Here is a 24,375-nt window from a genome sequence, read left to right on the forward strand (position 1 = left end):
GCATGGCCATCACCACAGCCACATCACCATCAACGCCCAAGCGCAGCCTTTGGCGACGCCTTCCCATCGTCCACCAGCTCTCGCAGAGCGTGGGAATCCAGCGCGGCATGCTCGTCACCGGACTCGTGCTCACCGCCCTGTTCGTGCTCACTGCACTCCTCGCACCGATCCTCGCGCCGTACGGCTACAGCCAGCTGCGTGACGAGTCGGGCGGATTCGGAGCACAGCGCCCGCCGAGCGCCGAGCACCTGCTCGGAACAACGGTCGGCGGATACGACGTCCTCTCTCGCGTCATCTGGGGTGCCCAGACCGCGCTGAGCGTTGTCGTTGTCGCCGTTCTGCTGTCGATCTTCGCCGGCGTCGCGCTCGGACTGGTCTCCGGCTACTTCGGTGGGTGGCTCGACCGCATCCTCGTTGTCGTCTGCGACGCGATCTACGCATTCCCCACCCTGCTCCTGGCCATCGTGATGTCGATCGCCATCTCGGGAGGACAATCCAGCCTGTGGGGAGGAATCTTCGCGGCCGCGATCTCCATCACCGTGGTCTTCATCCCGCAATACTTCCGGGTGATCCGCGCCGAGACGGTGCGCATCAAGTCGGAGGCCTATGTCGAGAGCGCAAAGGTCGTCGGAACCGGGAACGTCCGCATCATGTTCCGACACGTCCTCCGCAACGCGACACGTACACTCCCGTTGATCTTCACCCTCAACGCATCCGAGGCCATCCTCACGCTCGCGGGCCTGGGCTTTTTGGGCTTCGGTATCGAACCGACCTCCGCAAGTGAGTGGGGCTTCGACCTCAACAAGGCACTGTCCGACGTGTCGAGCGGCATCTGGTGGACCTCGGTTCCGGTGGGCCTCGCGCTCGTGCTTGCCGTTCTCGGCATGACGCTCGTCGGCGAGAGCCTCAATGACCTGGCCGACCCGCGTCTCCGCGGACGCCGTGCCGTCGCCGCCTCCTCAGGAACGGTCGCCGAGACGTCGGTCGTCCCCGGCGGTAGCCTCACGGCAGGACCCGGCGGCCTCGCCGGTCTCGAGAACGAAGGACGATCATGACCGACGTACTGCAGATTCGAGACCTCGATGTCTCCTTCGCCACCGACGCGGGTGCCGTCAAAGCGGTCGACCGCGTCAGCCTGACCGTCGGCCCCGGCGAAGTCGTTGCCATCGTGGGGGAGTCGGGCAGCGGCAAGACCGTGACTGCCAAAACAATCCTCGGGCTCCTACCTGAAACGGCAACGCGATCCGGTGCCGTGCTCCTGCGCAGCAAAGACGGGTCGAGCGAAAACGACATCGTCTCCGTCTCGAAAGACCGGCTCAGGCAGATCCGTGGCGCCGACGTTTCGATGGTATTCCAGGAGCCGTCGACCGCCCTCAACCCGGTCTACACGGTGGGATGGCAGATCGCCGAGGGCCTCCGCGCCCACGATCCGAAGCTCAGCGCCAAGGCGGCTCGCGCCCGCGCCATCGACATTCTCACCCGGGTCGGCATTCCCGAGCCTGAGGTGCGAGTCGACTACTATCCGCACCAGTTCTCCGGTGGCCAGAAGCAGCGCGTTGTCATCGCCATGGCTCTCGTCCTCGACCCCGGTCTGATCGTCGCCGACGAGCCGACAACGGCGCTCGACGTCACGGTGCAGGCCGAAATTCTCGACCTGCTTCGCCGCTGCCGCGACGAGTTTGGGTCGAGCATCGTCCTCATCACCCACAACATGGGTGTGGTCGCTGACCTCGCTGACCGTGTCGTCGTGATGTACCAGGGAGAAATCGTTGAGGAAGCGGATGTCTACAGCCTCTTCGCGAATCCCCAAAACGATTACACCAAAAAGCTCCTTGCTGCCGTTCCCCGCATTGGCCAGAAAATCGAGGCGGCTGAGCGCAAGGCGCCCATCGCTCGCGACGCCGAGCCGGTGGTCCGTGCCGAAAAGCTCCAGATTGAGTACCCGGGCCGCATGGGTCGGCCTGGGTTCAAGGCCGTTGATGGCGTGAGCTTCTCGATCGCTCCGGGTGAAGTGCTCGGGCTCGTGGGGGAGTCAGGCTCAGGAAAGACCACGATCGGCCGGGCCATCGCGGGACTGACCAAGGTCACAGGTGGTTCTCTCCGTGTCCTCGACTCCGAAATGAACGGAATGAAGGAACGGGCGTTCCGCCCGAAGCGCAGCTCGATCGGATTCGTCTTCCAGGACCCGGCGTCGAGCTTCAACCCGCTGCTCACCATCACCGAGTGCGTCGCCGAGCCGCTCAAGGTGCACCGTAAGGACCTCGACGCCCGCGCGGTGTCGCAGCGCGTTGGCGAACTGCTCGAGGCCGTTCAGCTGCCACGGTCCTATGGCGATCGCTACCCACACGAGCTCAGCGGCGGCCAGCGCCAGCGCGCGAGCCTGGCGCGGGCGCTTGCCCTGAACCCAAAACTGCTGGTCGCAGACGAGCCGACGAGCGCCCTCGACGTATCCGTCCAGGCGCGGGTGCTCGAGTTGTTTGCCGAGCTCCAGGCCGAACTCGGTTTCGCGGCCCTGTTCATCAGCCATGACCTCGCTGTCGTTGACATCCTGGCCGACCGGATCGCTGTTCTCTACCACGGCAAATTGATCGAAGAAGGAACCGGGGTCGAAGTCCTCGGAGCGCCGAAGGATCCGTACACACAGCGGCTGCTTGCCTCACTGCCGGTGCCGGACCCGATTGCGCAGGCCGAGCGGAGACGCCTTCTCGCCGATCTCATCGCCGGGAACCCACCGGCCTAGGGCAGAGCAGCTCATGAGCGGCGTCGGCTCCGACCGATTCGGGACAGCAGGGCCCCGAATCGTCGGAGTCGACATCGCCCGGGGAATCGCGATCCTCGGCATGTTCGTCGCGCATACTCTGCCCAATCCGGGCGACACCGAGCTGATCGCCGACGGGCGCTCGTCTATCCTCTTCGCGACACTCGCCGGGGTGTCGCTCGGTATTGTGTCCGGCCAGGATCAGCCCACAGTGCGCGGCTCACGCGCCCGCGTCTACCGGGCCGTGCTTATTCGAGCCCTCGGCATCTTTCTCCTTGGCGTGGTCCTGGCCTCGATGGCCAGCGAGATCGCCATCATCCTCGATTACTACGCGATCATGTTTGTGCTCGTGCTGCCCGCCCTCTTCCTGCCTCGGTTCGTCCTGGTCGGGCTCCTGGCCCTCTTCGCCTGGGGAGCCCCGGCCCTCGCCGCCGCTGTCGAGGGTTCACGTGTCGAACAGTCGACGTCGCTCGCCGACATAGCCCGCGAGTATTTTCTGACCGGCTACTACCCGGCATTGGTCTGGCTGCCGTTCCTCCTTGCTGGGCTCATCGCAGCCCGGTCCGGGCTCACCCGCCCCTCGACCCAGTGGGCGCTCGTTGCGGTGGGCTGCGTTTCCGCGTTCGCCGGGTACGGCAGCGCCCGGGTCTCACCGTCCATCACCGCAGAAGCACATTCCGGCACACCAGCAGAGATCTTTGGCTCAGGTGGAGTGGCTCTCGCCGTACTCGGTGTCTTGCTGTTGCTGACCTCGTCCACTAACGCCGCAGTGCGTCGGGCAGCGACGCTGGTGTTCTCGCCGGTCGCTGCCGCCGGCTCGATGGCGTTGAGTGTCTACACCGTGCAGATCCTGGTGCTCGCCATTGCCGTTCGGGTGCGCGACGGATCCGGCGCAATCGACTATCCGGGCTGGCCGCTCCTCTGGACCCTCATCGTCTGCACCCTCCTGTTCGCCTGGCTGTGGCGCCGTTTCCTTGGTCAGGGCCCGCTCGAACGAGCCCTCTCGGCGGCAACGGGGTCCCGCCCGGGCTGAGCAGGAGCCGTTACGACTGTTCGCGCGCCTCGGCCCGACGGATCGCCTTGGCGGCAAGCACGAGTGCCAGGTGAGAGAACGCCTGCGGCGTGTTTCCGGCCTGGCGTCCCGCCGTCACGTCGTATTCCTCCGAGAGCAACCCGACGTCGTTGGTGAAGCTCACCAGTCGATTCATCAGCCGACGAGCGTCGTCCAGCCGTCCGCTTTCGGCATACTGCGTGACCAACCAGAACGAACAGGCGAGAAACGGATGCTCCGTCCCCGGCAGGCCATCCACCCCGGCTTCTGTTCGATAGCGCAGCACCACGCCATCGCGAAGAAGGTCGGCCTCGATAGCGGCGACCGTTCCGAGCATGCGCGGGTCCGTCGGGTGGCAATAGCCCACTTCGGAGAGCTGAAGGAGGGACGCATCGACCTCGGTGGTGCCGTAGTACTGGGTGTAGCTGTTGCGCTCCGCATCGAAGCCTTCGGTCTCGATTTCCTCTCGGATCAGGGCGCGCAGCTCGATCCAGCGGTCAACCGGCCCGTCGAGTCCGAACTCGGTCACCGCCCTGATGGCACGGTCGAAAGCGGCCCACATCATCACCCGCGAGTGGGTGAAGCGCTGAGGCGCTCCCCGGATCTCCCAGATTCCCTGGTCGGGGGCTTGCCAATGGGTTTCCATGAAGCTGATCAGCGCCCGCTGGAGCGACCACGAGTATGCGGTTTCGGCCACTCCAGCGACGCGCGCGTTATGGAGGGCGACCATAACCTCACCGATGACGTCCGACTGGAACTGCAGGGCTGCCGCATTGCCCACTCGCACCGGTGATGAGCCGCGGTAGCCGGGCAGGTGCGGCAGTTTCCGCTCCGGGAGGTCGCGCTCGCCCCCGAGACCGTACATGATCTGCACATCCTTCGGGTCACCGGCAATCGCCCGCAGCAACCAGAGGCGCCAACGGTCGACGCTCTCGGTGATGCCGCAGGAAATGAGGGCGGTGATGGTGAGTGATGCGTCGCGCAACCAGACGTACCGGTAATCCCAGTTGCGGCTGCCGCCGAATTGTTCGGGCAACGATGTGGTCGCGGCGGCCACGATGCCACCGGTCTCCTCATGGGTCATTGCGCGCAGGGTGAGCAGCGAACGGGCGACGTCTTCGGCGTATGAACCGTGTTGCTCGAGAATGGCCGACCACTCAGCCCACCAGTCGCTCGTGAGACGCAGTTGCTCGTCGACATCAAGGGGGCCGGGTGGTTCGCGGTGCGAGGGGTACCAGGTGAGTGTGAGGTCGACCACAGCGCCGTCGCTGACGACGAAGGAGTTTGCGTGTTCGTGGTCACTGGCGAACAGTTCGGGGCCGCGGACCACGATTCCGTCGGGGCCGGCCACAGCGACGAGCGCGACGCCCGTGTCTTCGACGACCTTCCGCACCCACGGCATCGCTGTTGCGTAGCCGAACCGGATACGCAGCTCCTGCGAGAATTCGACCGTTCCAGAAATCCCGCGCACCCGGCGCACGACGTCGGCGCGGTGATCGGTGCGCGGCATAAGGTCGGTCACCTCGGCCACTCCGGTGTCGGTGGTCCAGGTGGTCACCAGGGTGAAGGAGTCGCCGTCGTACCGGCGCACCGCCGATGCGGAGGGTGACGACGGCGCGAGCCGCCAGCGCCCGTGATCTTCGGTGCCGAGGAGCGCACCGAACATGGACGGCGAGTCATACCGGGGCATGCAGAGCCAGTCGATACTGCCGTCGATGCTGACCAGGGCAGCGGTATAGCAATCGCTGATCAGTGCGTAGTCTTCAATGCGTGACGCCACTCGTTCAGTGTGGCATTTCACCTGCGGGCGGGCAGCTTTTCTCTCCGACTCTCAGCGAACGTCCCGATTACGAGCGCAACGCCTGTCGCTCACCCGCCGCCCGTGCGATGGCACCCGAATCAACATGCGTATCGGCCAGCCGGTGCTCTGCGGGACTGATCGGAGCAGTCCCGACGGGTGCGGTCTGGTGTCCGCCGGGAGCAGCGGATTTCGACATCCTGTCGATTGCGGCCAGTGCGAGAGCCGACACGATGAACACCATGTGGATGACGACTTGCCAGAACACGCCCTGGGACGTGTAGTTCTCTCCGGTCAGGTCCTGTCCACTGCCAGCATCCGTCATATCTCCGACTTCGATGAATGTCTTCAGCAGGTGGATCGATGAAATGCCGATGATTGCCATCGCGAGCTTGACCTTGAGCACATTTGCGTTGACGTGCGAGAGCCACTCCGGCTGATCGGGGTGCCCGTTGAGGTTGATCTTGGAGACGAACGTCTCGTAGCCACCGATGATCACCATGATGAGCAGGTTCGCGATCATGACCACGTCGATGAGGCCGAGGACCGCCAGCATGACACTCGCCTCGGTGACGTCAGCGGAATGGTTGATGACGTCATCGCCCAGGTGCCACAATTCCTGGACAAAAACCCAGACGTAGATGAGCTGGGCAGCAATCAGGCCGAGGTAGAGCGGCGCCTGGAGCCAGCGGCTGAAGAAGATCATGTAGCCGATGCTGGAAACGGCGAAACTGCGGGCGGCCGGGGGAGTGGGAGAGGACACGGGGCTCCAGGGGGAATGGGCGGGTGCTGCGCGAGAACAGCAGTGGATAAATCCTAGGGTGGCGAAGCTGAGAGCTTGGGTGTGAGTCAGAGGCAGCGACGGCATCGGCTACAGTTGACCGAGCGAAGGGGAGTATCCCTCTGCACGGCATCCGTCATCACGGGTCACAATGGTGAGACCCCGGGCGTCGTGGCACGGCACAACTGGTCGTTGCGGGAGAGACTTTCGGGTAATTCTTGTACCCTTTTTCCCTACTCATCTGAAAGGCCCGGATGAACCTGGCACTTCCTCTCTGGTTCGAAATCGGCTCCTACGTGGTGCTCGGACTCATTCTGCTCGCCGACCTCGCTCTCGTGGCGAAGCGGCCGCACATCCCGTCGATGAAAGAGTCCACCCTGTGGGTGGTGTTCTACGTCACGCTGGCGCTGGTGTTCGCCGGACTGATGTTCCTCACGGCGGGCGGCGAGTACGCGGGGCAATTCCTGGCCGGGTGGCTCACCGAGTACAGCCTGTCAATCGACAACCTGTTCGTGTTCGTGATCATCATGGCCCGGTTCTCGGTGCCGAAGCGGTTGCAGCAAGAAGTGCTCATGGTCGGCATCATCATCGCGCTGATCTTCCGCGGCATCTTCATCCTGCTGGGCGCGCAGCTGATCGAAAGCTTCAGCTGGATCTTCTACCTCTTCGGTGCATTCCTGCTCTTCACCGCGTGGAAGCAGGCCTTCGGTGAGAACGAGGATGCCGACGACGGCGAAACCGCACTCATCTCTTATATGAAGCGGCACATCAACATGTCGCCGGACTTCCATGACTCGAAGCTCCGCACGGTGATCGACGGCAAAAAGGTGTGGACGCCCATGCTGGTCGTGTTCATCGCCATCGGGACGACCGACGTCATGTTCGCGCTCGACTCCATCCCGGCGATCTTTGGTATCACCCAAAGTCCGTTCATCGTCTTCACCGCGAACATTTTCGCTCTTATGGGACTGCGACAGTTGTACTTCATGCTCGGCGGCCTGCTCGAGCGACTCGAGTACCTCAAGTACGGCATCGCGTTCATCCTCGCGTTCATCGGTGTGAAACTTGTGCTGCACGCAATGCACGAGAACGAGTTGCCGTTCATCAATGGAGGCCAGCACATCGAGTGGGCGCCCGAGGTGAACACCTGGACCTCATTGGGTGTCATCATCGTTTCGATGGCCGTAGCGACCATTGCGAGCCTGATCAAGGCGCGCCGGGACACCCCGAAGAAAGAAGCCGTCTCAAGCGAGTGATATTCTGAGGATCGTGCTGTTCCGGATGCTTCTTCTTAGCTGCCGCGACGGGGCCTAGTCACCAGGCCGCCCCGTCGCGGGGTTCGTCGATGCCTGATCCACCACTCTTCCAAGGAACGCATCATGCAGCAGACAACAGAGTCCACTGAGCAGGCGCCGGCACACGCGCCAACCAGTAACCCGGAACACGCAGCACCGGCTTCGAAGCCGCGGACGCTCGCGGAGAAGGTCTGGGACGATCACCTCGTCGCCAAGGGCGATGACGGAAATCCCGACCTCATCTACATCGACCTCCACCTGGTCCACGAAGTGACGAGTCCACAGGCCTTTGATGGCCTCCGGCTCGCCGGGCGACCGGTTCGTCGCCCCGACCTCACGATCGCAACCGAAGACCACAACACGCCGACCATCGGCATCGATCGGCCCATCGCCGACCTGACCAGCCGCACGCAGATCGAGACGCTACGGAAAAACGCCGCCGAGTTTGGCATTCGACTGCACTCGCTGGGTGACATCGAGCAGGGAATCGTCCACGTGGTCGGTCCCCAGCTCGGCCTGACTATGCCTGGGATCACTGTGGTCTGCGGCGACTCACACACCTCCACCCATGGCGCCTTCGGTGCGATGGCGTTCGGGATCGGAACGAGCGAGGTCGAGCACGTCATGGCGACCCAGACGCTGCCGCTCAAGCCGTTCAAAACCATGGCGATCAACGTTGAGGGCACCTTGCGCCCCGGAGTCACCGCGAAAGACATCATCCTCGCGGTCATCGCCAAGATTGGAACCGGCGGTGGCCAGGGCTATGTGCTCGAGTACCGCGGTTCGGCCATTCGTGCGCTTTCCATGGAGGGGCGGATGACCATTTGCAACATGTCGATCGAGGCCGGCGCACGCGCGGGCATGGTGGCGCCGGACGCCACCACCTACGCCTACCTGCAGGGCCGCCCACACGCTCCGTCTGGCGCGGACTGGGACGATGCTGTCGCCTACTGGGACACTCTTGCCACCGACGAGGGCGCCACATTCGATGCTGAGGTGTTCCTTGACGCCAACACCCTCGACCCCTTCGTCACCTGGGGCACCAACCCGGGCCAGGGAGTGTCGCTGAGCGACGCGGTGCCGAACCCGGCAGCCATCACCGATCCCAACGAGCGGGCCGCCGCCGAGCGCGCGTTGGAATACATGGACCTCGCCGCAGGCACCCCGATGAAGGAGATCCCGGTCGACGCGGTCTTCATGGGCTCCTGCACCAACAGCCGGATCGAAGACCTTCGCGCCTTCGCCTCGGTGATCCAGGGCAAAAAGAAGGCCGACGGTGTGCGCGTCATGGTGGTGCCCGGCTCCGCCCGCGTGCGCATCGAAGCCGAGGCTGAGGGCCTCGACCAGGTGATCAAGGACTTCGGCGCTGAATGGCGATTCGCCGGGTGCTCGATGTGCCTCGGAATGAATCCGGACCAGCTCGCTCCAGGCGAGCGCTGCGCGTCAACGAGCAACCGCAACTTCGAGGGCCGCCAGGGCAAGGGTGGACGAACTCACCTCGTGTCACCGTTGGTCGCTGCAGCAACCGCGATCCGCGGCACACTTTCCAGCCCCGCCGACCTCGAAGGAGCGAACTAAGCATGGACAAGTTCACGACGGTCACCGGCATCGCTGCACCGCTGACGCGGTCCAACGTCGACACCGACCAAATCATCCCCGCGGTCTACCTCAAGCGCGTTACGAAGACGGGTTTTGAGGACGCGCTTTTCGCCGGGTGGCGGCAGGACCCCGATTTCGTCTTGAACCAGCCGCAGTTCCACGGCGCCAGCGTTCTGGTCGCCGGTCCGGACTTTGGTACCGGCTCGTCGCGCGAGCACGCCGTCTGGGCGCTGCGCGACTTCGGATTCAAGGTCATCCTCAGCCCGAGGTTCGGTGACATCTTCCGCGGCAACTCCGGTAAGCAGGGCCTCTTGGCTGCGCAGATCTCCGAAGATGACACCAAACGGATCTGGGCGGAAATAGATCGGGCACCGGGAATAGAAATTACCGTCGATCTGGTTGCCAAGACTGTCACTATCGGTGAGCTCACGGTTTCATTTGAGATCGATGATTACACTAGGTGGCGATTGATCGAAGGCCTTGACGACATAGGCCTGACCCTGCGTGACGAGGCGCGGATCACCGAATTTGAGGCAGCCAGGGAAAACTGGCGCCCCAAGACACTTCCCATCAAGTAATCAGGCTGCGCAGGTAAAACATTTGACTTCACTTCTTCAGGATGCATCACGGGCAGGAGCCAGCGTGGGGCTAGCAGGAGACAAAATCACCATTCACGGTGGACGTCCGCTCTCCGGTCGCATCGAACTGAAGGGGGCGAAGAACCTGGTGACCAAAGCCATGGTTGCCGCCATCCTCGGTGAGACGCCCAGCGTCCTCCGCGACGTCCCGGACATCAGCGATGTCCGGGTCGTTCGCGGTCTTCTCGACGTGCATGGCGTCAAGGTGACGAGCGACGAAGAGGGCGTGCTCATGCTCGACCCGTCGAACGTCGAGAGCGCGCATATGGCCGACATCGACGCACACGCAGGATCGAGCCGTATTCCGATCCTGTTCTGCGGTCCTCTGCTGCACCGACTCGGTGAAGCGTTCATCCCCGACCTCGGTGGCTGCCGCATCGGTGACCGCCCGATCGACTACCACCTCGAGGTGTTGCGCCAGTTCGGCGCCGTCGTCGAGAAACAGCCGAGCGGCATCCGGATGAGCGCCCCGAACGGTCTCAAGGGCACCAAGGTGCACCTTCCGTACCCCAGCGTTGGCGCCACCGAGCAGGTCCTGCTCACCGCCGTCCGTGCCGAGGGAATCACCGAGCTCCGCGGTGCAGCGATCGAACCCGAGATCATGGATCTCATCAACATCCTGCAGAAGATGGGTGCGATCATCACGGTCGACACCGACCGTGTCATCCGAATCGAAGGCGTCGACCGGCTCGAGGGCTACAGCCACACCGCCCTGTTCGACCGCAACGAAGCCGCCAGCTGGGCTGCCGCTGCCCTCGCAACCGAAGGTGACATCTTTGTGGGCGGTGCCCGCCAGGGCGAAATGCTCACGTTCCTCAACGTGTTCCGCAAGGTCGGTGGAAAGTTCGACATCCACGATGACGGAATTCGTTTCTACCACCCGGGCACCCCGCTCAACCCGGTGATCATCGAGACCGATGTGCACCCCGGGTTCATGACCGACTGGCAGCAGCCGCTCGTTGTTGCACTCACCAAGGCTCAGGGCGTATCGATCGTCCACGAGACCGTGTACGAGCAGCGCTTCGGTTTCGTCGACGCACTTGTCGAGATGGGTGCCACCATCCAGGTGCACAAGGAGTGCCTCGGTGGACAGGCGTGCCGGTTCGGTCAGCGCAACTTCAACCACTCAGCGGTGATCTCCGGCCCGACGAAGCTTCACGGTGCCGACATCGTCGTCCCCGACCTCCGTGGTGGGTTCTCCCACCTCATTGCGGCGCTCAGCGCCGAGGGAACGTCGACGGTGTCCAACGTCGGAATCATCAGCCGCGGTTACGAGAAGTTCATCACGAAGCTCGAGCAGCTGGGAGCCGACTTCGTTCTCGAAGGATAATGGGGCGGTGACCGCTGCACCCCGAACCGTGCGCCCCCGGGCGAGCGCGGAAAAGACCCGCCCGTCCATTTACTGGCTCCTCGCATCAATAGCGTTGCCCCCGGCTTCGCTCATGATGCGACTGAAGATTTCGGGTGGCGAGAAACTTCCGCGCAGCGGAGCGTTCATTCTCGCCCCCAATCACTTCAGTGAGATCGACCCCATTGTCATCGGCGTCGCAGTCTGGAAGCTCGGTCGTGCGCCGCACTTTATGGCGAAAGCCGGACTGTTCAAGGTCCCGGTGATCGGCTACTTGCTGCGAAAGTCCGGCCAGGTGCCGGTCGAGCGTGCCGGTGCCGTGCGCGGCCAGGACCCGGTCGCGATCGGTGGCGAGCTCGTCGACAAGGGGCAGGGCGTCGTCGTGTACCCGGAGGGTTCGCTGACCCGCGACCCCGACCTCTGGCCGATGCGCGGAAAAACGGGCGCCGTCCGAATTGCCTTGACCCACGGCATCCCGATCACGCCTGTCGCTCACTGGGGAACCGACAAAGTGATGGCACGATACTCACGCAAGATCAATTTCTTCCCGCCGAAACGTGTTGACGTCAAGGTGGGAGACCCGGTTGATCTGTCACGGTTCGCCGATCGGCCACTCGACCAGGCGACTCTCAGCGAAGCAACGGCCGTCGTGATGGCCGCGATCACCGAGTTGCTGGCTGACTTGCGCGGCGAGACGCCGCCAGCCGAGCCGTGGGATCCCAGCAAGCACAACCAGAAAGACACAGGCCGCTTTTGAGCCGTAAGACAACAGCACGTGTCGCCGTTCTCGGCACGGGCAGCTGGGGCACGACCTTCGGCAAGATCCTCGCCGACGGCGGATCCCAGGTCACCATGTGGGCGCGACGCCCCGAGCTGGCCGCAGAGATTTCCAAGTCTCACCGCAACAGCGACTACCTCCCTGGGGTCCTGCTCCCGTCGAACTTGACGGCAACCGCCAACCTCGCCGACGCTCTCAAGGGCGCCCAGCAGGTGTTCATCGCGGTGCCGAGCCAGTCGCTGCGCGAGAACCTCGTCGCCATCCGCCCGCACATCGACGACACCGTGATCGTGGTGTCGCTCATGAAGGGCGTGGAGAAGGGATCCGGGCTTCGGATGAGCGAGGTTATTGCTCAGGAGCTGGACATTGACCCCGCGCGCATCGCCGTGGCATCCGGTCCGAATCTTGCCCTGGAAATCGCCCGCGAACAGCCGACGGCCGCTGTCGTGTCGTCGCAGAGCCTCGAGACCGCCTCTGCGGTCGCCCTGCTGGCACGCAACAAATATTTCCGAACGTTCGTCAATACGGATGTCATCGGTACAGAATTCGGCGGCGTGCTGAAAAACCTCATCGCGGTCGCGATCGGCATCGTCGACGGGGTCGGCTACGGCGAGAACACCAAGGCGTCGATCATCACCCGGGGACTCGTGGAGATGACCGACTTCGCGGTTGCGCAGGGCGCGAAAGCGGAGACACTCTCGGGACTTGCCGGGCTGGGCGACCTCATCGCCACCTGCCAGTCGCCGCTGTCCCGCAACAACACAGCCGGGCGGCTGCTCGGCCAGGGCTACAGTTTTCCGGCGGTGGTCAAGCAAATGCAGCAGACCGCTGAGGGCCTCGCGAGCGTGGCTCCCGTGCTCGAACTGGCCCGCTCGATCGGCGTGGAGATGCCGATCGTTGAACAGGTCAAGCAAGTGCTCGACGGCACTCTTGACCCCAAAGACATTGCACCGCACCTCACGACAGACAGCGACGAGCCCCAGGGCGAAAGGACAAACGATGATCGAGAAGCGCCGGGTGGTGGTGTTGTTTGGAGGTCGTTCAAGCGAGCATTCGATCAGTTGCGCAACGGCCGGGGGAGTACTCCAGGCAATTGACCGCTCGCTCTTCGACGTCGTACCGGTCGGGATCACCCGTGACGGCATTTTCGTTCTTGAAGAAGACAAGCCTGAGCGGTTTGGCCTCGACCCGTCGCACTTGCCTGAGGTCGTCGACAACGGCAGCCGGGTGCGGTGGCCGGAAAGCGCAACGAGCCGCGAGCTGACTGTCACGGTCAACGACGAGTTGACGTCCCTCGGCGACATCGACATCGTGTTCCCGATTCTGCACGGGCCGTTCGGAGAAGACGGCACGCTCCAGGGCATGCTCGAGCTCATCGACATGCCCTACGTCGGAAGCGGAGTGCTCGCCTCGTCCCTGGGCATGGACAAGCACTTCACCAAGACTGTGCTTGAGCACGCGGGAATTGCGGTGGCGCCGTGGCGCACGGTGTCACGTCGTGACTACCACGTGGACGACTCCGTGGCCCACGACGCTCTCCGTGAGCTCGGGGCGCCCGTGTTCGTCAAACCGGCTCGCGCGGGGTCGAGCGTCGGAGTAAGCAAGGTCACGTCGCCCGAGCAGCTTGATGCTGCCATGCGCACCGCTTTCGCCGAGGACTCGAAAGTTCTGATCGAGAAAGGCATGCCCGGACGCGAAGTTGAAATCGCCGTGCTTGGCGGGCGTCCCGGAGAACCTGCACGGGCATCCGTCGCTGGTGAGATCGTCATCACCGGACGTGATTTTTACGACTTCGACGCAAAATACCTCGACGCTCCCGGAATCGAGCTGGTCTGCCCTGCTGACATCGACGCCGACACTCTGGCCGCGTTACAGTCGATCGCTCTGCGGGCGTTCGATGCTATCGGCGCCGAGGGTCTCGCGCGCGTGGACTTCTTCCTCACCGAGAACGGCATCGTGGTCAACGAGGTCAACACCATGCCCGGGTTCACCCCGATCTCGATGTTCCCGAGCTGCTGGATCGCGAGCGGCCTGAGCTACGCCGATCTCATCACCGAACTCATCGATGTCGCCGGCGAGCGCTTGGCGGCTTAGTCGAGCACGTCTTCAGCACCGACGCACGCCGTCGTCTGCGGAATCACGGACACGGCCCCGGTGAGGTCAATGAGAGCCGTCGTCCCTGACACTCCACCGGTCGTCGCGTCGGAGTTGATGACGACCTCAACGGCCGGGTCGCGGCCGTATGTGGTGTACCGGTAGGTGTCTGTGGCGGCATCGCTCTCGTCGGCGATCCAATCGATGCCGTTGAGCGAAATGCACGCGTCGGTGGTCGGGCCGGGGACAGCGACACCGCAGTGCAGCAGAACGGCGCTCGGGGTTCCCCATGCGCCGGTTGCCTGCGCGTTCGTCTCGCGCTTCGGCTTGTCGGCAACCGTCTCGGGCAACCGCACCACGACATCCGCACACACCGGGTTGTTGGCGTCGGCGGCCGGCGACAGTGAGACCGCCTGGCTGCAGCCCGTCACGCCGAGCGAAACGACGCCGGCCAGCAAGACGCTGGCGGCCAGGGTACGGGGGAGTGAAGAGCGAGGAGACATCCCTTTCAGGCTACCGTTGAACCCATGACGCAGCCTGACAACTCCCGCCCTGCTCCCGACGGCGAGACGGGCGACACCGTTGGACGCGTGCATGAGCTCGCCGTGCTCGAGCGAATCTTCCCGTTGCTTCCGTCGGCATCCGCCGCGCTGCTGGGGCCCGGGGATGACGCCGCGGTGATCGCAGCGCCGGACGGCAGGTTCGTGGTCACGACCGACATGATGGTGCACGGCCCGGACTTTCGGTTCGCCTGGTCGAGCGGGCACGATCTCGGCTGGAAGGCTGCGGCATCGAACCTCGCAGACGTCGCCGCCATGGGTGCACGACCGACCGGCCTCGTTGTCGCGATTGCCGCTACCCGTGACACTCCGGTGACGATGCTCGAGGAGATCGCGACCGGGCTCCGCGACGCGTGCGCCGAACTTGCGCCGGGCTGCGGCGTCGTTGGTGGTGACATGTCGGTCTCCGACACGTTTACGCTCGCCATCACCGCATTCGGGGACCTCGAGGGCCGGGCCCCGGTCACCCGCTCGGGCGCGCGTGCCGGCGATGTGATCACCCTGAGTGGCGATGCCGGCCGGGCTGCCACCGGGCTTCGCCTGCTCTTTGCGGAGGGCGTTGACGCCCAGGGGAACCCCGACCGCGAGCGAGCCGCTGCCTTGCGCGCCCGGCATCCCGATACCGTTGGGGCCCAGCTGGCACCGCGTCCGCCGATCGGGTCTGGCGTCGCCGCTGCAGAAGGTGGAGCGACCGCGATGCTCGACGTCTCAGATGGCCTCGCGCTCGACGCCCGGCGTATCGCCACTGCGTCGGGGGTTACGCTCGACCTGCAGCGTGACCTTCTCGGCGCGGATCCCGACACCGCGCTCCGTGGCGGCGAAGACCATGCGCTTCTCGCCACCTTCCCACCCGACGTCGCGATTCCCTCCGGCTTTCGGGTGATCGGCCGGGTGATGGCCGGCGCGGGGGTCACTCTCGATGGCACTCCGATCGGCGGCGTGCTCGGCTGGGATCCCTATGAGGGATGGAACGGGCGAACCGGCTAGCCTTCTGCGGGCTCCGCCCACCAGACCAGGGTTTCGCCGTACTTCTTGCTCCGCACCGGCAGAAGACCCAGGGGCCAGGTCGGTTCAGGCGACCGCGAGCTCCGCTCGACCACCACGAGGGCATCGTCAGCCAGAAGCGGCACCAGCGCTGTGAGGTTCGACGACAACTCGCCCTCAGGCAGGTCGTATGGCGGGTCAAGAAACACCAGGTCGAAGGCGCCGACCGCCGAGTCCAGGTAACTTTGCACCGAGCGAGCGGCCACGTCGATGACCAGCTTCTGAGGAGCAGCGTTCGACACAGCTTTCGCGTTCTGACGGCAGACGGCAGCTGCCGGGGCGCCCCGCTCAACCAGAACCACCTCACTTGCCCCGCGACTGGCGGCCTCGAGGCCGAGTGCGCCCGAGCCGGCATACAGGTCGAGCACCTGCGCGCCATCGATCACGCCGCGTGCGTCCAGCGCAGAGAACATCGCTTCACGCACGTGGTCGCTCGTCGGGCGGGTACCCGATTTCGGCACTCTCAGGGTCAGGGAACCGGCAAACCCGGAAACGATTCTGGTCACCCGCCCACAGTACCGGGCACGCTGACGGCGAGTGTCTGGGCGTCCGAATAGACTCGAGCCATGAACGCGGAGCCCCTGGCCACCAAGCTGGACAGCGTCATCGGTGGTCGCACGGCAGCGGCGTTCAAACGTGCCTTCGGGGTTGTCACGCTCGGCGACCTGCTCGAACACTACCCGCGGCGTTACGCCCGCCGCGGCGAATTGACCGCGTTGAGCGAACTGCCCGTCGGTGAAGCCGTCACCATCGTTGCCGAAGTGCTCGAGGTGCGTGAACGCACCATGAAGGCGCGCAAGGGGTCAATCCTTGAGGTCCGCATCAGTGACGGAAAAGGCGTACTCAACCTCACCTTCTTCAACCAGGCCTGGCGCACGCGCGAGCTTCGCCCCGGCGCGCGCGGTATCTTCGCCGGCAAGGTCGGTGACTATAAGGGTGCTCTGCAGCTGGCACACCCTGACTACGAACTGTTCGAGTCGAGCGAGCAAGACACCAGTCCGTCTGCGGCCCGTAAGTGGGCCGAAACCCCGATTCCGATTTACCCGGCAACGAGCACGGTCGCGAGCTGGCAAATTCACAAGGCCATGGCCCTCGTCCTCGATGCGCTGCCCGAGCTCGACGATCCCATCCCGCTTGAGGTGCGCCAACGCGACGAGCTGCTGAGCTACGGGCAAGCCATCGAGAAAATTCATCGTCCCCAAACGGATGCCGATTGGCACGTCGCGCAACACACCTTGCGATATCGCGAAGCTTTTTTGTTGCAGGCAGCGCTTCTCCAACAGCGGCAGATCGCCCGGCTTGAGCAGACCACCCCCCGGATCGCTGTTCCTGGCGGGCTCCTCGAACAGTTCGACGCCCAGTTGCCCTTCCACCTCACCGGTGACCAGACCCGGGTGGGTGCCGAAATCGCCCGCGACATGGCCGAACCCATTCCGATGAACCGGCTGGTGCAGGGTGAAGTCGGGTCGGGCAAAACCCTCGTCGCCCTCCGCGCCATGCTTGCAACGGCCGACTCCGGTGGCCAGTCGGCGCTTCTCGCACCCACCGAGGTTCTCGCTGGCCAGCACCTCCGCTCTCTCGTGCGTTCGCTCGGCCCCGACCTGTCCGCCCGGCTCTTCCCCACTCTGCTCACCGGAACTCTCTCGGCGGCCGAGAAGCGCAAGGCGATGCTGCGCATCGTGAGCGGCCAGGCTCGGATTGTCGTTGGCACCCACGCGCTCCTCGCCGAGAGCGTCACCTTCTACGACCTCGGACTCCTTGTCGTCGACGAGCAGCACCGGTTTGGCGTCGAGCAACGTGCTGCGCTCCGGCAAAAAAGTCACCAGCCACCGCACGCCCTCGTGCTCACGGCAACCCCCATCCCTCGCACCGTCGCCATGACCGTGTTCGGCGACCTTGAGGTCAGCACCATTCGAGAGTTGCCGGCCGGCCGCGCCGGCATCGAGACCTTCGTAGCCGGTCTTCCCGAACACCCGGGCTGGATCCACCGGGTGTGGGAACGGGTGGGCGAAGAAGTTGCCGCCGGTCGGCAGGCGTTCGTGGTGTGCTCCGCCATCGACGTCAACGAGCCTGACGATGACGACGTCGACCCGGCGGATCCGAACGTTCCGGTCCCCGAGCTCAGCGAGAAGAACCCGGGCCCGCCGCGGTCAACGGTCGTCGGCACCCTGGCTGAACTGCGCAGCATCCCGGCCACCGCCGGTCTCCGCATCGAGGCGCTGCACGGGCGCATGCCCGGCGATGAGAAAGACCGAATTATGCGTGCCTTCGCGGCGCACGAGATCGACGTCCTCGTGGCCACAACGGTCATCGAGGTGGGTGTTGATGTTCCCAACGCGTCGACGATGGTCGTGCTCGACGCGGACCGCTTCGGTGTGTCGCAACTGCACCAGCTGCGCGGCCGGGTCGGTCGGGGGCAGTGGGCCGGGCTGTGCCTGCTCGTCACCAATTCCTCACCAAACACGCTCGCGCGCGAGCGGGTCGACGCCGTTGCGAGCACCCTCGACGGGTTCGAGCTTGCCCAGGCAGACCTCGAACTCCGGCAGGAGGGCGACGTGCTCGGCAGCGCCCAGTCCGGTGGGCGCTCCTCTCTCCGGCTTCTGCGGGTGACCACAGATGGTGAGCTCATTGCCCGAGCCCGGAGTGACGCGCAGGCACTGCTGGAGAACGACCCGGCACTCACTCAGAACGCTGGCCTCCGGCATGCTCTCGCGCAGCGAGTGGACTCCACGACCCGGGCAGCCCTGTCCAAGAACTGAGCGTGTGTTGCGTTGGGGCCGTCATCCCCGGTTGGGGGTAACGGCGGGTCGCTGCGGATTCTCTGGGGAGTGGCTTCGGTCGTTCCGGCTGCCGCTAGGCTGATGCCATGCAGAGGATCGCCGTCGTTCCAGGCTCATTCGACCCCGTCACGCTCGGGCATCTCGATGTGATTGAGAGAGCCGCAGGCCTCTTCGACGAGCTGCATGTCCTCGTGGTGCACAATCCGTCCAAGGTGGCGCTGTTGCCCATTTCTGAGCGGGTGTCGCTGCTCGAAGAGTCCATTCGTGATGCGGGAATCGGCGGCAACGTTGTCGTCGCATCGTGGAGCGTCGGCCTCCTCGTCGACTACGCGACCGACGTCGGGGCGAGCGTCCTGGTCAAGGGCATCCGCTCACAGGTGGATGTCGCATACGAAACGCCCATGGCCATCGTCAACCGCCACCTCGCCGGCGTCGAGACGGTGTTCATGCTCCCTGATCCGGCGCACGCCCATGTCTCGAGCTCGCTCGTTCGACAGGTCTCGTCGCTCGGCGGTGACGTTACCCCTTACGTTCCGGCGCCAGTGGCCCGATTCCTCCAGCGATCATGACCACTGCACCACTATCAGCTGCCGCCGAGACGACACCTATGGACACCACGGACACCGCGGACCGACTCGATGTGGCCGAGGCGCACCAGCTCGCCGCTGACATCATCCGCAATGTCGAGTCGGTCATCGACGGCAAACACGCCGTCGTGCGCACAGCCCTCACCGTCCTGCTCGCCGAAGGGCACCTGCTCATCGAAGACGTGCCAGGCGTCGGCAAGACCATGCTGGCCAAGGCGCTTGCCACGTCGATCCACGCCACGGTGAGTCGGATCCAGTTCACGCCTGACCTGCTGCCGAGTGATGTCACGGGCATCTCGGTGTACAACCAGGCCGAGCGCCGGTTCGAGTTCAAGCCCGGCGCCGTGTTCGCGAACATTGTCATCGGCGACGAGATCAACCGTGCCTCGCCGAAGACCCAGTCGGCATTGCTCGAGTGTATGGAGGAGGGGCAGGTCACCGTCGACGGGGCGACCTATCGCCTGGCGAGCCCGTTCACGGTCATCGCCACTCAGAACCCGATCGAAATGGAAGGTACATACGCCCTTCCCGAAGCGCAGCGTGACCGCTTCATGGCCCGTATCTCGATGGGCTACCCCGATGAAGCGGCGGAACTCAGCATGCTGGCGTCACGCGATATTTCGACGCCGCTTGCCGATCTCAAACCGGTGGTGACGGCATCCGCTTTACAACGCATGATGGCGAGTGTTCGTGACGTGTACGTCTCGCCAGCCGTGAAGGAGTACGCGGTGCGCATCCTGCGTGCGACGCGTGAGCACCCCGACCTGCGGCTCGGCGGCAGTCCGCGGGCGACGCTGCAGCTCGTGCGCGCTGCGAAGAGTTTCGCACTCGTTGCCGGGCGTGACTTCGTGCTTCCCGACGACATTGACGAGCTCGCCCAGCCGGTGCTCGGCCACCGGCTGATGCCGACCAGCCGGGCGCTCGGGCACCACCAGCACACCGATGAACTGATCCGGGACATCATCGACGGGATCCTCGACCAGACTGTCGTTCCACAGCCGCACAGCTCAGGATCCTGACGATGGCCACTCCTCGCCCGGGACGGTCGCGGGCCGTCCGGCCAACGGCCCGGGGGTGGAGTGTGCTGATCACGGCGGCGATCGTGCTGGTCGCCGCCACCGCCATCGACCGCCGTGAGGGGCTGTACCTGTCGATTTTTCTCCTGCTGCTCTTCGCCGGGAGCGTGATCTACGTGCAGGCCCATAAGCCGTCGCTCAGCGCGGTTCGTACATTTTCACCCTCGAGCGTCATGGTGGGTGAACCCGCGACCGTGACGACGCGCGTGCAGTCGAAATCGAACCTGGACACAGTTGCCCTGTGGAGCGAACAGGTGCCGATGGTGTTCGGCCGGGTGCCACGCGGCGAGCTTCCGCAGGGGCGCTGGGTGCGCGGGCGGGGCTATGCCACCGAATTGCAGTACGAACTCCGGTCAAGTCACCGCGGGAGGTACCCGGTCGGCCCGCTCTGGGTGACCTCGGGAGATCCGTTCGGACTTGTCCACGCTGAGCGCGCCATTGCGGGCACTCGTGAGCTGTCGATCACCCCGCGGGTCACTGTGCTGCCCAACGCGGGGCTCAGGGACGCCAGCGGTGACGGAGTGCGGCACGAGCTCAACCACTTCGCGGTGCAGCGCGCTGACGAGCTCATCGCCCGTGAATACCGCACCGGCGATTCGCTTCGTCGGGTGCACTGGCGGCAGACCGCGCGCCGAGGTGAGCTCATGGTGCGTCAGGAAGAACGGCAGGGTGATCCCGAGGCCGCACTGCTGCTCGACACATCGCTCGCCGCCCGTGGAACCGAATCCGGCGCGATGACCGAGGCTCACTTCGAACGCATGGTCGAACTGACCGCTTCGCTCGGGGTGCACCTGCTCGACGCGGGCTACCAGGTCTGGCTGGTCGAGACCGTGACGGATGTCGTCCCTCTCGTGCCAGGAACAACCCCGTTTGCGACGTCACAGTTTGAACCCGGCGCCGCGTCCGCCCTCCTCGACACCCTGGCCGAAACCCAGCGCTGGCCGGTGCCGGACGATTACGACGTCACGGCCGGACTCGGACCGCTCATCCGGCGCACCGGAATCGTGATGCCGGTCTTCGCGGTGCTCGGACAGGTGTCGGCGCTCGGGGCCCGTCGGCTGGCCGGCATGAAGATCAACGCCGACCCCGCCGTCGCTTTCTTCGTTCCGGCGGAGAACCGCGGCCGAGGCGATGCGCCCCTCGACCTGCAGGCCCTCGGCGACGCGGGCTGGCGCACCGCCGCATTCTCCGAGCACACCCCGGTAGCCGAGGCGTGGTCGCGAGCCGTCTTCGGCACCTCAGCACAGGCCCCGCGCGAAGGGCGTGGTCATGTCAGGCACTAGAACGCTCGTCCCGGAACCCCGCACGGCTCCACGTGCCCCGCAGCCTCCGGTTTCGTCGTCGGCTCGCTCCGCTCGGAAGAAACGCCAGGCCGACCTCTTCACCCGACGGCAGAACGGCAGCCGGCTGTGGCCGGTCACGCTCGCCACACTGCTCGTCTACCTCGTCGCCATCTCCACACTGTCGCCCCTACTCGATGGGGCCTCGTGGTGGCTCAGCATCGCCATGCTGGGCGTCGTCATCCTGTGCTCAGCCGCGGCGGCGCGGAGCTTCGGCGCCCGAACCGGCATGGGTGCCCTGGTCGGCGTGGTCGTCTGGCTCGCGATGCTCGTGCTTTTCTTTGCGTCGGAGACCGCGCTCGGGCTCGTGATCCCCACCTGGGACACCGTTGAGGCATTCCGCGGCCTCACCGCCGACGGCATTCGCTCGATTAACCGTCAGGGCACACCGGCGAATGCCGATCTCGGCATCCGATTTGTGCTTGCGGTCGGCGCTGGCGCGTTTGCCCTGCTCGCTGATTTTGTCGCCGTTGTGGTGCGGATGCCTGCCCTGACCGGGATCCCGCTCGTCGCAATTGCGCTCGTCCCCGGCTTCGTCATCGGCGAAGTGAACCTCGTCGCCCTCGCGCTCTGCGCTGCCGCCTACCTGGTTCTGCTCTGGTCAGACACCCGGGCGAGGCAATCGGCACGCCGTCAAACGCACGGCATGCTGGGCATCGGAGCGGTCGCCGTCATGGGGTCGCTTGTTCTCGCCGCCCTCGCGCCGGGCTACAACGGTGAGAGCCTCTTCCAGGCCACGGGCGGTTCGACTTTCGGCCGGGGCGTCAGTCCACTCGTTGACCTCGGCAAAGACCTCCGCCGGCCGGGCGGGGCCCGTCAGTTCAGTTACACGACGACGACTGAAGAGTCGCTGTACTTCCGTCTGCTCACGCTCGACCGCTTCGACGGCACCACCTGGTCAGCGACCCGCTCCAACGATCGGGTTCTCAATGAGCCCGACCTCCTGGTCGACGTGCCGGGGCTGTCAACCGAGATCGCCACCGAACCGACGACGACCACCGTCCAGGTGGGCGCCATGGTCGCCCCGTGGCTGCCGGTGCCGTTCCCGAGTGTTCGGGTGGTTGGGGTATCCGGGCGCTGGCTGTGGGATACGGAGGGGCTGACGTTGTCGAGTCGGCTGTCGAGTGCAAGCGGGCAGTCGTATATCGCCGAGAGCGTCCTGATCAAGCCCACCCGCGAGCAGCTCATCGCCGCGCCGGGCGAGTACCCCGACGACGTCAGTCGGTTCCTCGAGCTCCCGCCTGAGATGCCGCAGATCATCACAGACACGGCGAACGACGTGGCGGGAAACGCGACAAACGGGTTTGACAAGGCCTTCGCTCTCCAGCAGTACCTCCGCAGCACCGACTTCACCTATTCGATCGAGGCTCCGGTTGAAAACGGGTACGACGGCGACGGGTTCGATGTGATCGCCGAGTTCCTGGAACGCAAGAGCGGATATTGCGTTCACTACGCGTCGGCGATGGCGATCATGGCCCGCGCACTTGACATTCCGGCCCGCGTCTCGCTGGGTTACCTGCCGGGCGATCGGCTCGGCGGCTCGGGGGAGAGGCGCAACTACACGGTGGGCACAGACGACCTGCACTCCTGGCCCGAGCTCTACTTCACCGGTATCGGTTGGGTGCCATTCGAACCGACGCCCGGCCGGGGTTCCGTACCCGACTACGCCGTCTCGCTATCGAGCGGTGCGTCGACGGCCGGGCCCAATGACCTCGACTCGGCCAACCGGGACCCCCAGCAACAGGGGCCAGCAGCACCGGCCCCTGAAGCTCAGAACGCGGGCAGCGCCGGCGAGTCACAGCCTCCCGTCGGTATGTTCGTGGCCCTCGGCCTCATCGCGCTCATCGTCGTCGGGGTGCCAGCCCTGAGCCGGGACGTCCGGCGGCGCAAACGCTTTCGCGCTCTCCTGACCGGCCGCGCAGGTCCGCCAGAGGCGTGGGCCGAACTCGTCGATAGTGCCGTTGATGTCGGCATCGACGTCAGTGAGGCCGACACCCCGCGCGGGTTCGCCACGCGGCTGTCGAATGACCTTGCCCTGAGCGACGCCGATGGCCAGGCGCTCACCCGGCTGCTCACCGCCGTGGAACGACTTCGTTTCTCGTCAACCGGATCCTCGGTCAGCGGAGAAGCGCTCGTCGCTGACCTCACGCGACTTCGGCGGGCGATGGCGATAAACGCCCCGGTGCCTGTGCGGATTCGCGCGGCGTTCGCGCCGGCATCCGTTCTGCGGGGAACATACAGCACACGTCCAGCGAGGGCCCCGAAGCCCCTGTAGAATTTCTCGGTGACTAAATACACCAAACAGCCATTCGCGGTAAACATCCGCGACCTCGTGCGGCGACCCGGTGAAATGCAGGAACGCGAAATCACCGTCGACGCTCCGGAGAACTGGGGCGCCGGTCTCATCGCCGTGACAGAGGGCACTCCCGTGACCGAGCACCTCCGCCTGGAGTCGGTCCACGAGGGCATTCTCGTCACCGCCGAGATCGACACTGTTGCGACCGGGGAGTGCGGAAGATGCCTGATTGACATCTCCCAGAGCGTCCAAGTCGAGTTTCAGGAGCTTTTCGCGTACTCTGGTGAAGAAGCTTCTGATTTAGAGGTTCACAATGACCATGTGGATCTTGAACCCCTGATCAGAGACGCAGTGGTTTTATCACTGCCGTTTCAGCCGGTATGCCGGCCAGACTGTCCCGGACTCGACCCAGAGACCGGTGAGCGGCTGGCAGAACACCCGGATAGAAAACCCCGAGAGCACCTGGATCCTCGCTGGTCCGCGCTCGCCGGGTTCTCCCAAGAACCAAGCTCCGACAACTCGGATGCTCCAAGCAAAGAAGAGAGATAAGTC

The 24,375-nt window shown here is 64.9% G+C and carries 21 protein-coding genes; 17 read left to right on the top strand and 4 right to left on the bottom strand.

What is annotated here, in order from left to right; genetic code table 11:
• Positions 1–2 precede the first annotated feature (2 nt).
• Genes L1277_RS02970 through L1277_RS02980 form a run of 3 tightly spaced genes read left to right on the top strand, consistent with a single transcriptional unit; the run spans position 3 to position 3,791 of the window.
• Entirely contained in the window at positions 3–1,055 is a 1,053-nt protein-coding gene (locus L1277_RS02970; protein WP_253374848.1) for an ABC transporter permease, read from the top strand.
• Positions 1,052–2,740 carry an ABC transporter ATP-binding protein gene (locus L1277_RS02975; protein WP_253374849.1) on the top strand — a complete coding sequence of 563 codons (1,689 nt, stop codon included), beginning with the start codon at positions 1,052–1,054 and terminating at the stop codon, positions 2,738–2,740. The genes L1277_RS02970 and L1277_RS02975 overlap by 4 nt, the downstream gene beginning before the upstream one ends.
• Before the next feature lie 13 nt (positions 2,741–2,753).
• Positions 2,754–3,791 (top strand): DUF418 domain-containing protein, encoded by a 1,038-nt coding sequence (locus tag L1277_RS02980; protein WP_253374850.1) that lies wholly within the window; start codon positions 2,754–2,756, stop codon positions 3,789–3,791.
• A 10-nt stretch (positions 3,792–3,801) separates the two neighbouring features.
• On the opposite strand, the gene L1277_RS02985 is transcribed toward L1277_RS02980, so the two are convergent.
• Together L1277_RS02985 and L1277_RS02990 are read right to left on the bottom strand one after the other, a co-directional pair.
• Complete coding sequence (locus L1277_RS02985; RefSeq protein ID WP_253374851.1) at positions 3,802–5,589, bottom strand: glycoside hydrolase family 15 protein; 1,788 nt, start codon at positions 5,587–5,589, stop codon at positions 3,802–3,804.
• A 67-nt stretch (positions 5,590–5,656) separates the two neighbouring features.
• Positions 5,657–6,370 carry a TIGR00645 family protein gene (locus L1277_RS02990; RefSeq protein ID WP_253374852.1) on the bottom strand — a complete coding sequence of 238 codons (714 nt, stop codon included), beginning with the start codon at positions 6,368–6,370 and terminating at the stop codon, positions 5,657–5,659.
• Between the two features lie 272 nt (positions 6,371–6,642).
• Here L1277_RS02990 and L1277_RS02995 point away from each other — a divergent pair, with 272 nt between their 5' ends.
• From L1277_RS02995 to L1277_RS03025, 7 genes are all read left to right on the top strand, one after another.
• Entirely contained in the window at positions 6,643–7,644 is a 1,002-nt protein-coding gene (locus tag L1277_RS02995) for a TerC family protein (protein WP_253374853.1), read from the top strand.
• 123 nt (positions 7,645–7,767) lie between these two features.
• A complete protein-coding gene (leuC, locus tag L1277_RS03000) occupies positions 7,768–9,261 on the top strand; it encodes a 3-isopropylmalate dehydratase large subunit (RefSeq protein ID WP_253374854.1) in 1,494 nt (497 codons plus the stop codon).
• 2 nt (positions 9,262–9,263) lie between these two features.
• Positions 9,264–9,860 carry a 3-isopropylmalate dehydratase small subunit gene (leuD, locus tag L1277_RS03005; RefSeq protein ID WP_253374855.1) on the top strand — a complete coding sequence of 199 codons (597 nt, stop codon included), beginning with the start codon at positions 9,264–9,266 and terminating at the stop codon, positions 9,858–9,860.
• A gap of 64 nt (positions 9,861–9,924) precedes the next feature.
• On the top strand, positions 9,925–11,250 hold the full coding sequence (gene murA / locus L1277_RS03010) for a UDP-N-acetylglucosamine 1-carboxyvinyltransferase (RefSeq protein ID WP_253374856.1): 1,326 nt from the start codon (positions 9,925–9,927) through the stop codon (positions 11,248–11,250).
• A gap of 7 nt (positions 11,251–11,257) precedes the next feature.
• Positions 11,258–12,025, top strand: a complete 768-nt coding sequence (locus tag L1277_RS03015; RefSeq protein WP_253374857.1) for a 1-acyl-sn-glycerol-3-phosphate acyltransferase — start codon at positions 11,258–11,260, stop codon at positions 12,023–12,025.
• Positions 12,022–13,143: an NAD(P)H-dependent glycerol-3-phosphate dehydrogenase gene (locus tag L1277_RS03020; protein ID WP_253374858.1), complete on the top strand. Its 1,122-nt coding sequence runs from the start codon at positions 12,022–12,024 to the stop codon at positions 13,141–13,143. The genes L1277_RS03015 and L1277_RS03020 overlap by 4 nt, the downstream gene beginning before the upstream one ends.
• Positions 13,046–14,140 (top strand): D-alanine--D-alanine ligase family protein, encoded by a 1,095-nt coding sequence (locus tag L1277_RS03025; protein ID WP_253374859.1) that lies wholly within the window; start codon positions 13,046–13,048, stop codon positions 14,138–14,140. The genes L1277_RS03020 and L1277_RS03025 overlap by 98 nt, the downstream gene beginning before the upstream one ends.
• Here L1277_RS03025 and L1277_RS03030 read toward each other — a convergent pair.
• On the bottom strand, positions 14,137–14,643 hold the full coding sequence (locus L1277_RS03030) for a DUF3515 family protein (RefSeq protein WP_253374860.1): 507 nt from the start codon (positions 14,641–14,643) through the stop codon (positions 14,137–14,139). The genes L1277_RS03025 and L1277_RS03030 overlap by 4 nt on opposite strands.
• A gap of 24 nt (positions 14,644–14,667) precedes the next feature.
• Here L1277_RS03030 and thiL point away from each other — a divergent pair, with 24 nt between their 5' ends.
• Complete coding sequence (gene thiL, locus L1277_RS03035; protein WP_253374861.1) at positions 14,668–15,687, top strand: thiamine-phosphate kinase; 1,020 nt, start codon at positions 14,668–14,670, stop codon at positions 15,685–15,687.
• On the opposite strand, the gene rsmD is transcribed toward thiL, so the two are convergent.
• On the bottom strand, positions 15,684–16,250 hold the full coding sequence (rsmD, locus tag L1277_RS03040) for a 16S rRNA (guanine(966)-N(2))-methyltransferase RsmD (protein ID WP_253374862.1): 567 nt from the start codon (positions 16,248–16,250) through the stop codon (positions 15,684–15,686). The genes thiL and rsmD overlap by 4 nt on opposite strands.
• Before the next feature lie 60 nt (positions 16,251–16,310).
• Between rsmD and L1277_RS03045 the strand changes: the two genes are divergently transcribed.
• The 6 genes from L1277_RS03045 to L1277_RS03070 all read left to right on the top strand — a co-directional run bounded on the left by L1277_RS03045 (position 16,311) and on the right by L1277_RS03070 (position 24,372).
• Positions 16,311–18,503 (top strand): ATP-dependent DNA helicase RecG, encoded by a 2,193-nt coding sequence (locus L1277_RS03045; RefSeq protein ID WP_253374863.1) that lies wholly within the window; start codon positions 16,311–16,313, stop codon positions 18,501–18,503.
• A gap of 107 nt (positions 18,504–18,610) precedes the next feature.
• Entirely contained in the window at positions 18,611–19,093 is a 483-nt protein-coding gene (coaD, locus tag L1277_RS03050; RefSeq protein WP_253374864.1) for a pantetheine-phosphate adenylyltransferase, read from the top strand.
• A 38-nt stretch (positions 19,094–19,131) separates the two neighbouring features.
• On the top strand, positions 19,132–20,130 hold the full coding sequence (locus tag L1277_RS03055; protein ID WP_253374865.1) for a MoxR family ATPase: 999 nt from the start codon (positions 19,132–19,134) through the stop codon (positions 20,128–20,130).
• Positions 20,131–20,132: 2 nt separating this feature from the next.
• Positions 20,133–21,470: a DUF58 domain-containing protein gene (locus L1277_RS03060; protein ID WP_253374866.1), complete on the top strand. Its 1,338-nt coding sequence runs from the start codon at positions 20,133–20,135 to the stop codon at positions 21,468–21,470.
• On the top strand, positions 21,457–23,802 hold the full coding sequence (locus L1277_RS03065) for a DUF3488 and transglutaminase-like domain-containing protein (protein ID WP_253374867.1): 2,346 nt from the start codon (positions 21,457–21,459) through the stop codon (positions 23,800–23,802). The genes L1277_RS03060 and L1277_RS03065 overlap by 14 nt, the downstream gene beginning before the upstream one ends.
• A 9-nt stretch (positions 23,803–23,811) precedes the next feature.
• On the top strand, positions 23,812–24,372 hold the full coding sequence (locus tag L1277_RS03070; protein ID WP_374110150.1) for a DUF177 domain-containing protein: 561 nt from the start codon (positions 23,812–23,814) through the stop codon (positions 24,370–24,372).
• Positions 24,373–24,375: the final 3 nt, after the last annotated feature.

Source organism: Okibacterium sp. HSC-33S16 (assembly GCF_024171565.1).
Lineage (GTDB): Bacteria > Actinomycetota > Actinomycetes > Actinomycetales > Microbacteriaceae > Mycetocola_A.

What these genes read in the sequence shown, in the direction of transcription:
- L1277_RS03055 (WP_253374865.1), top strand. Translation starts at nt 19,132, where the DNA reads ATGGACACCACGGACACCGCGGACCGACTCGATGTGGCCGAGGCGCAC.
- L1277_RS02975 (WP_253374849.1), top strand. Translation starts at nt 1,052, where the DNA reads ATGACCGACGTACTGCAGATTCGAGACCTCGATGTCTCCTTCGCCACC.
- coaD (WP_253374864.1), top strand. Translation starts at nt 18,611, where the DNA reads ATGCAGAGGATCGCCGTCGTTCCAGGCTCATTCGACCCCGTCACGCTC.
- L1277_RS02980 (WP_253374850.1), top strand. Translation starts at nt 2,754, where the DNA reads ATGAGCGGCGTCGGCTCCGACCGATTCGGGACAGCAGGGCCCCGAATC.
- leuC (WP_253374854.1), top strand. Translation starts at nt 7,768, where the DNA reads ATGCAGCAGACAACAGAGTCCACTGAGCAGGCGCCGGCACACGCGCCA.
- thiL (WP_253374861.1), top strand. Translation starts at nt 14,668, where the DNA reads ATGACGCAGCCTGACAACTCCCGCCCTGCTCCCGACGGCGAGACGGGC.
- leuD (WP_253374855.1), top strand. Translation starts at nt 9,264, where the DNA reads ATGGACAAGTTCACGACGGTCACCGGCATCGCTGCACCGCTGACGCGG.
- L1277_RS03060 (WP_253374866.1), top strand. Translation starts at nt 20,133, where the DNA reads ATGGCCACTCCTCGCCCGGGACGGTCGCGGGCCGTCCGGCCAACGGCC.
- L1277_RS02970 (WP_253374848.1), top strand. Translation starts at nt 3, where the DNA reads ATGGCCATCACCACAGCCACATCACCATCAACGCCCAAGCGCAGCCTT.
- L1277_RS03025 (WP_253374859.1), top strand. Translation starts at nt 13,046, where the DNA reads ATGATCGAGAAGCGCCGGGTGGTGGTGTTGTTTGGAGGTCGTTCAAGC.
- L1277_RS02995 (WP_253374853.1), top strand. Translation starts at nt 6,643, where the DNA reads ATGAACCTGGCACTTCCTCTCTGGTTCGAAATCGGCTCCTACGTGGTG.
- L1277_RS03030 (WP_253374860.1), bottom strand. Translation starts at nt 14,643, where the DNA reads ATGTCTCCTCGCTCTTCACTCCCCCGTACCCTGGCCGCCAGCGTCTTG.
- L1277_RS03065 (WP_253374867.1), top strand. Translation starts at nt 21,457, where the DNA reads ATGTCAGGCACTAGAACGCTCGTCCCGGAACCCCGCACGGCTCCACGT.
- L1277_RS03045 (WP_253374863.1), top strand. Translation starts at nt 16,311, where the DNA reads ATGAACGCGGAGCCCCTGGCCACCAAGCTGGACAGCGTCATCGGTGGT.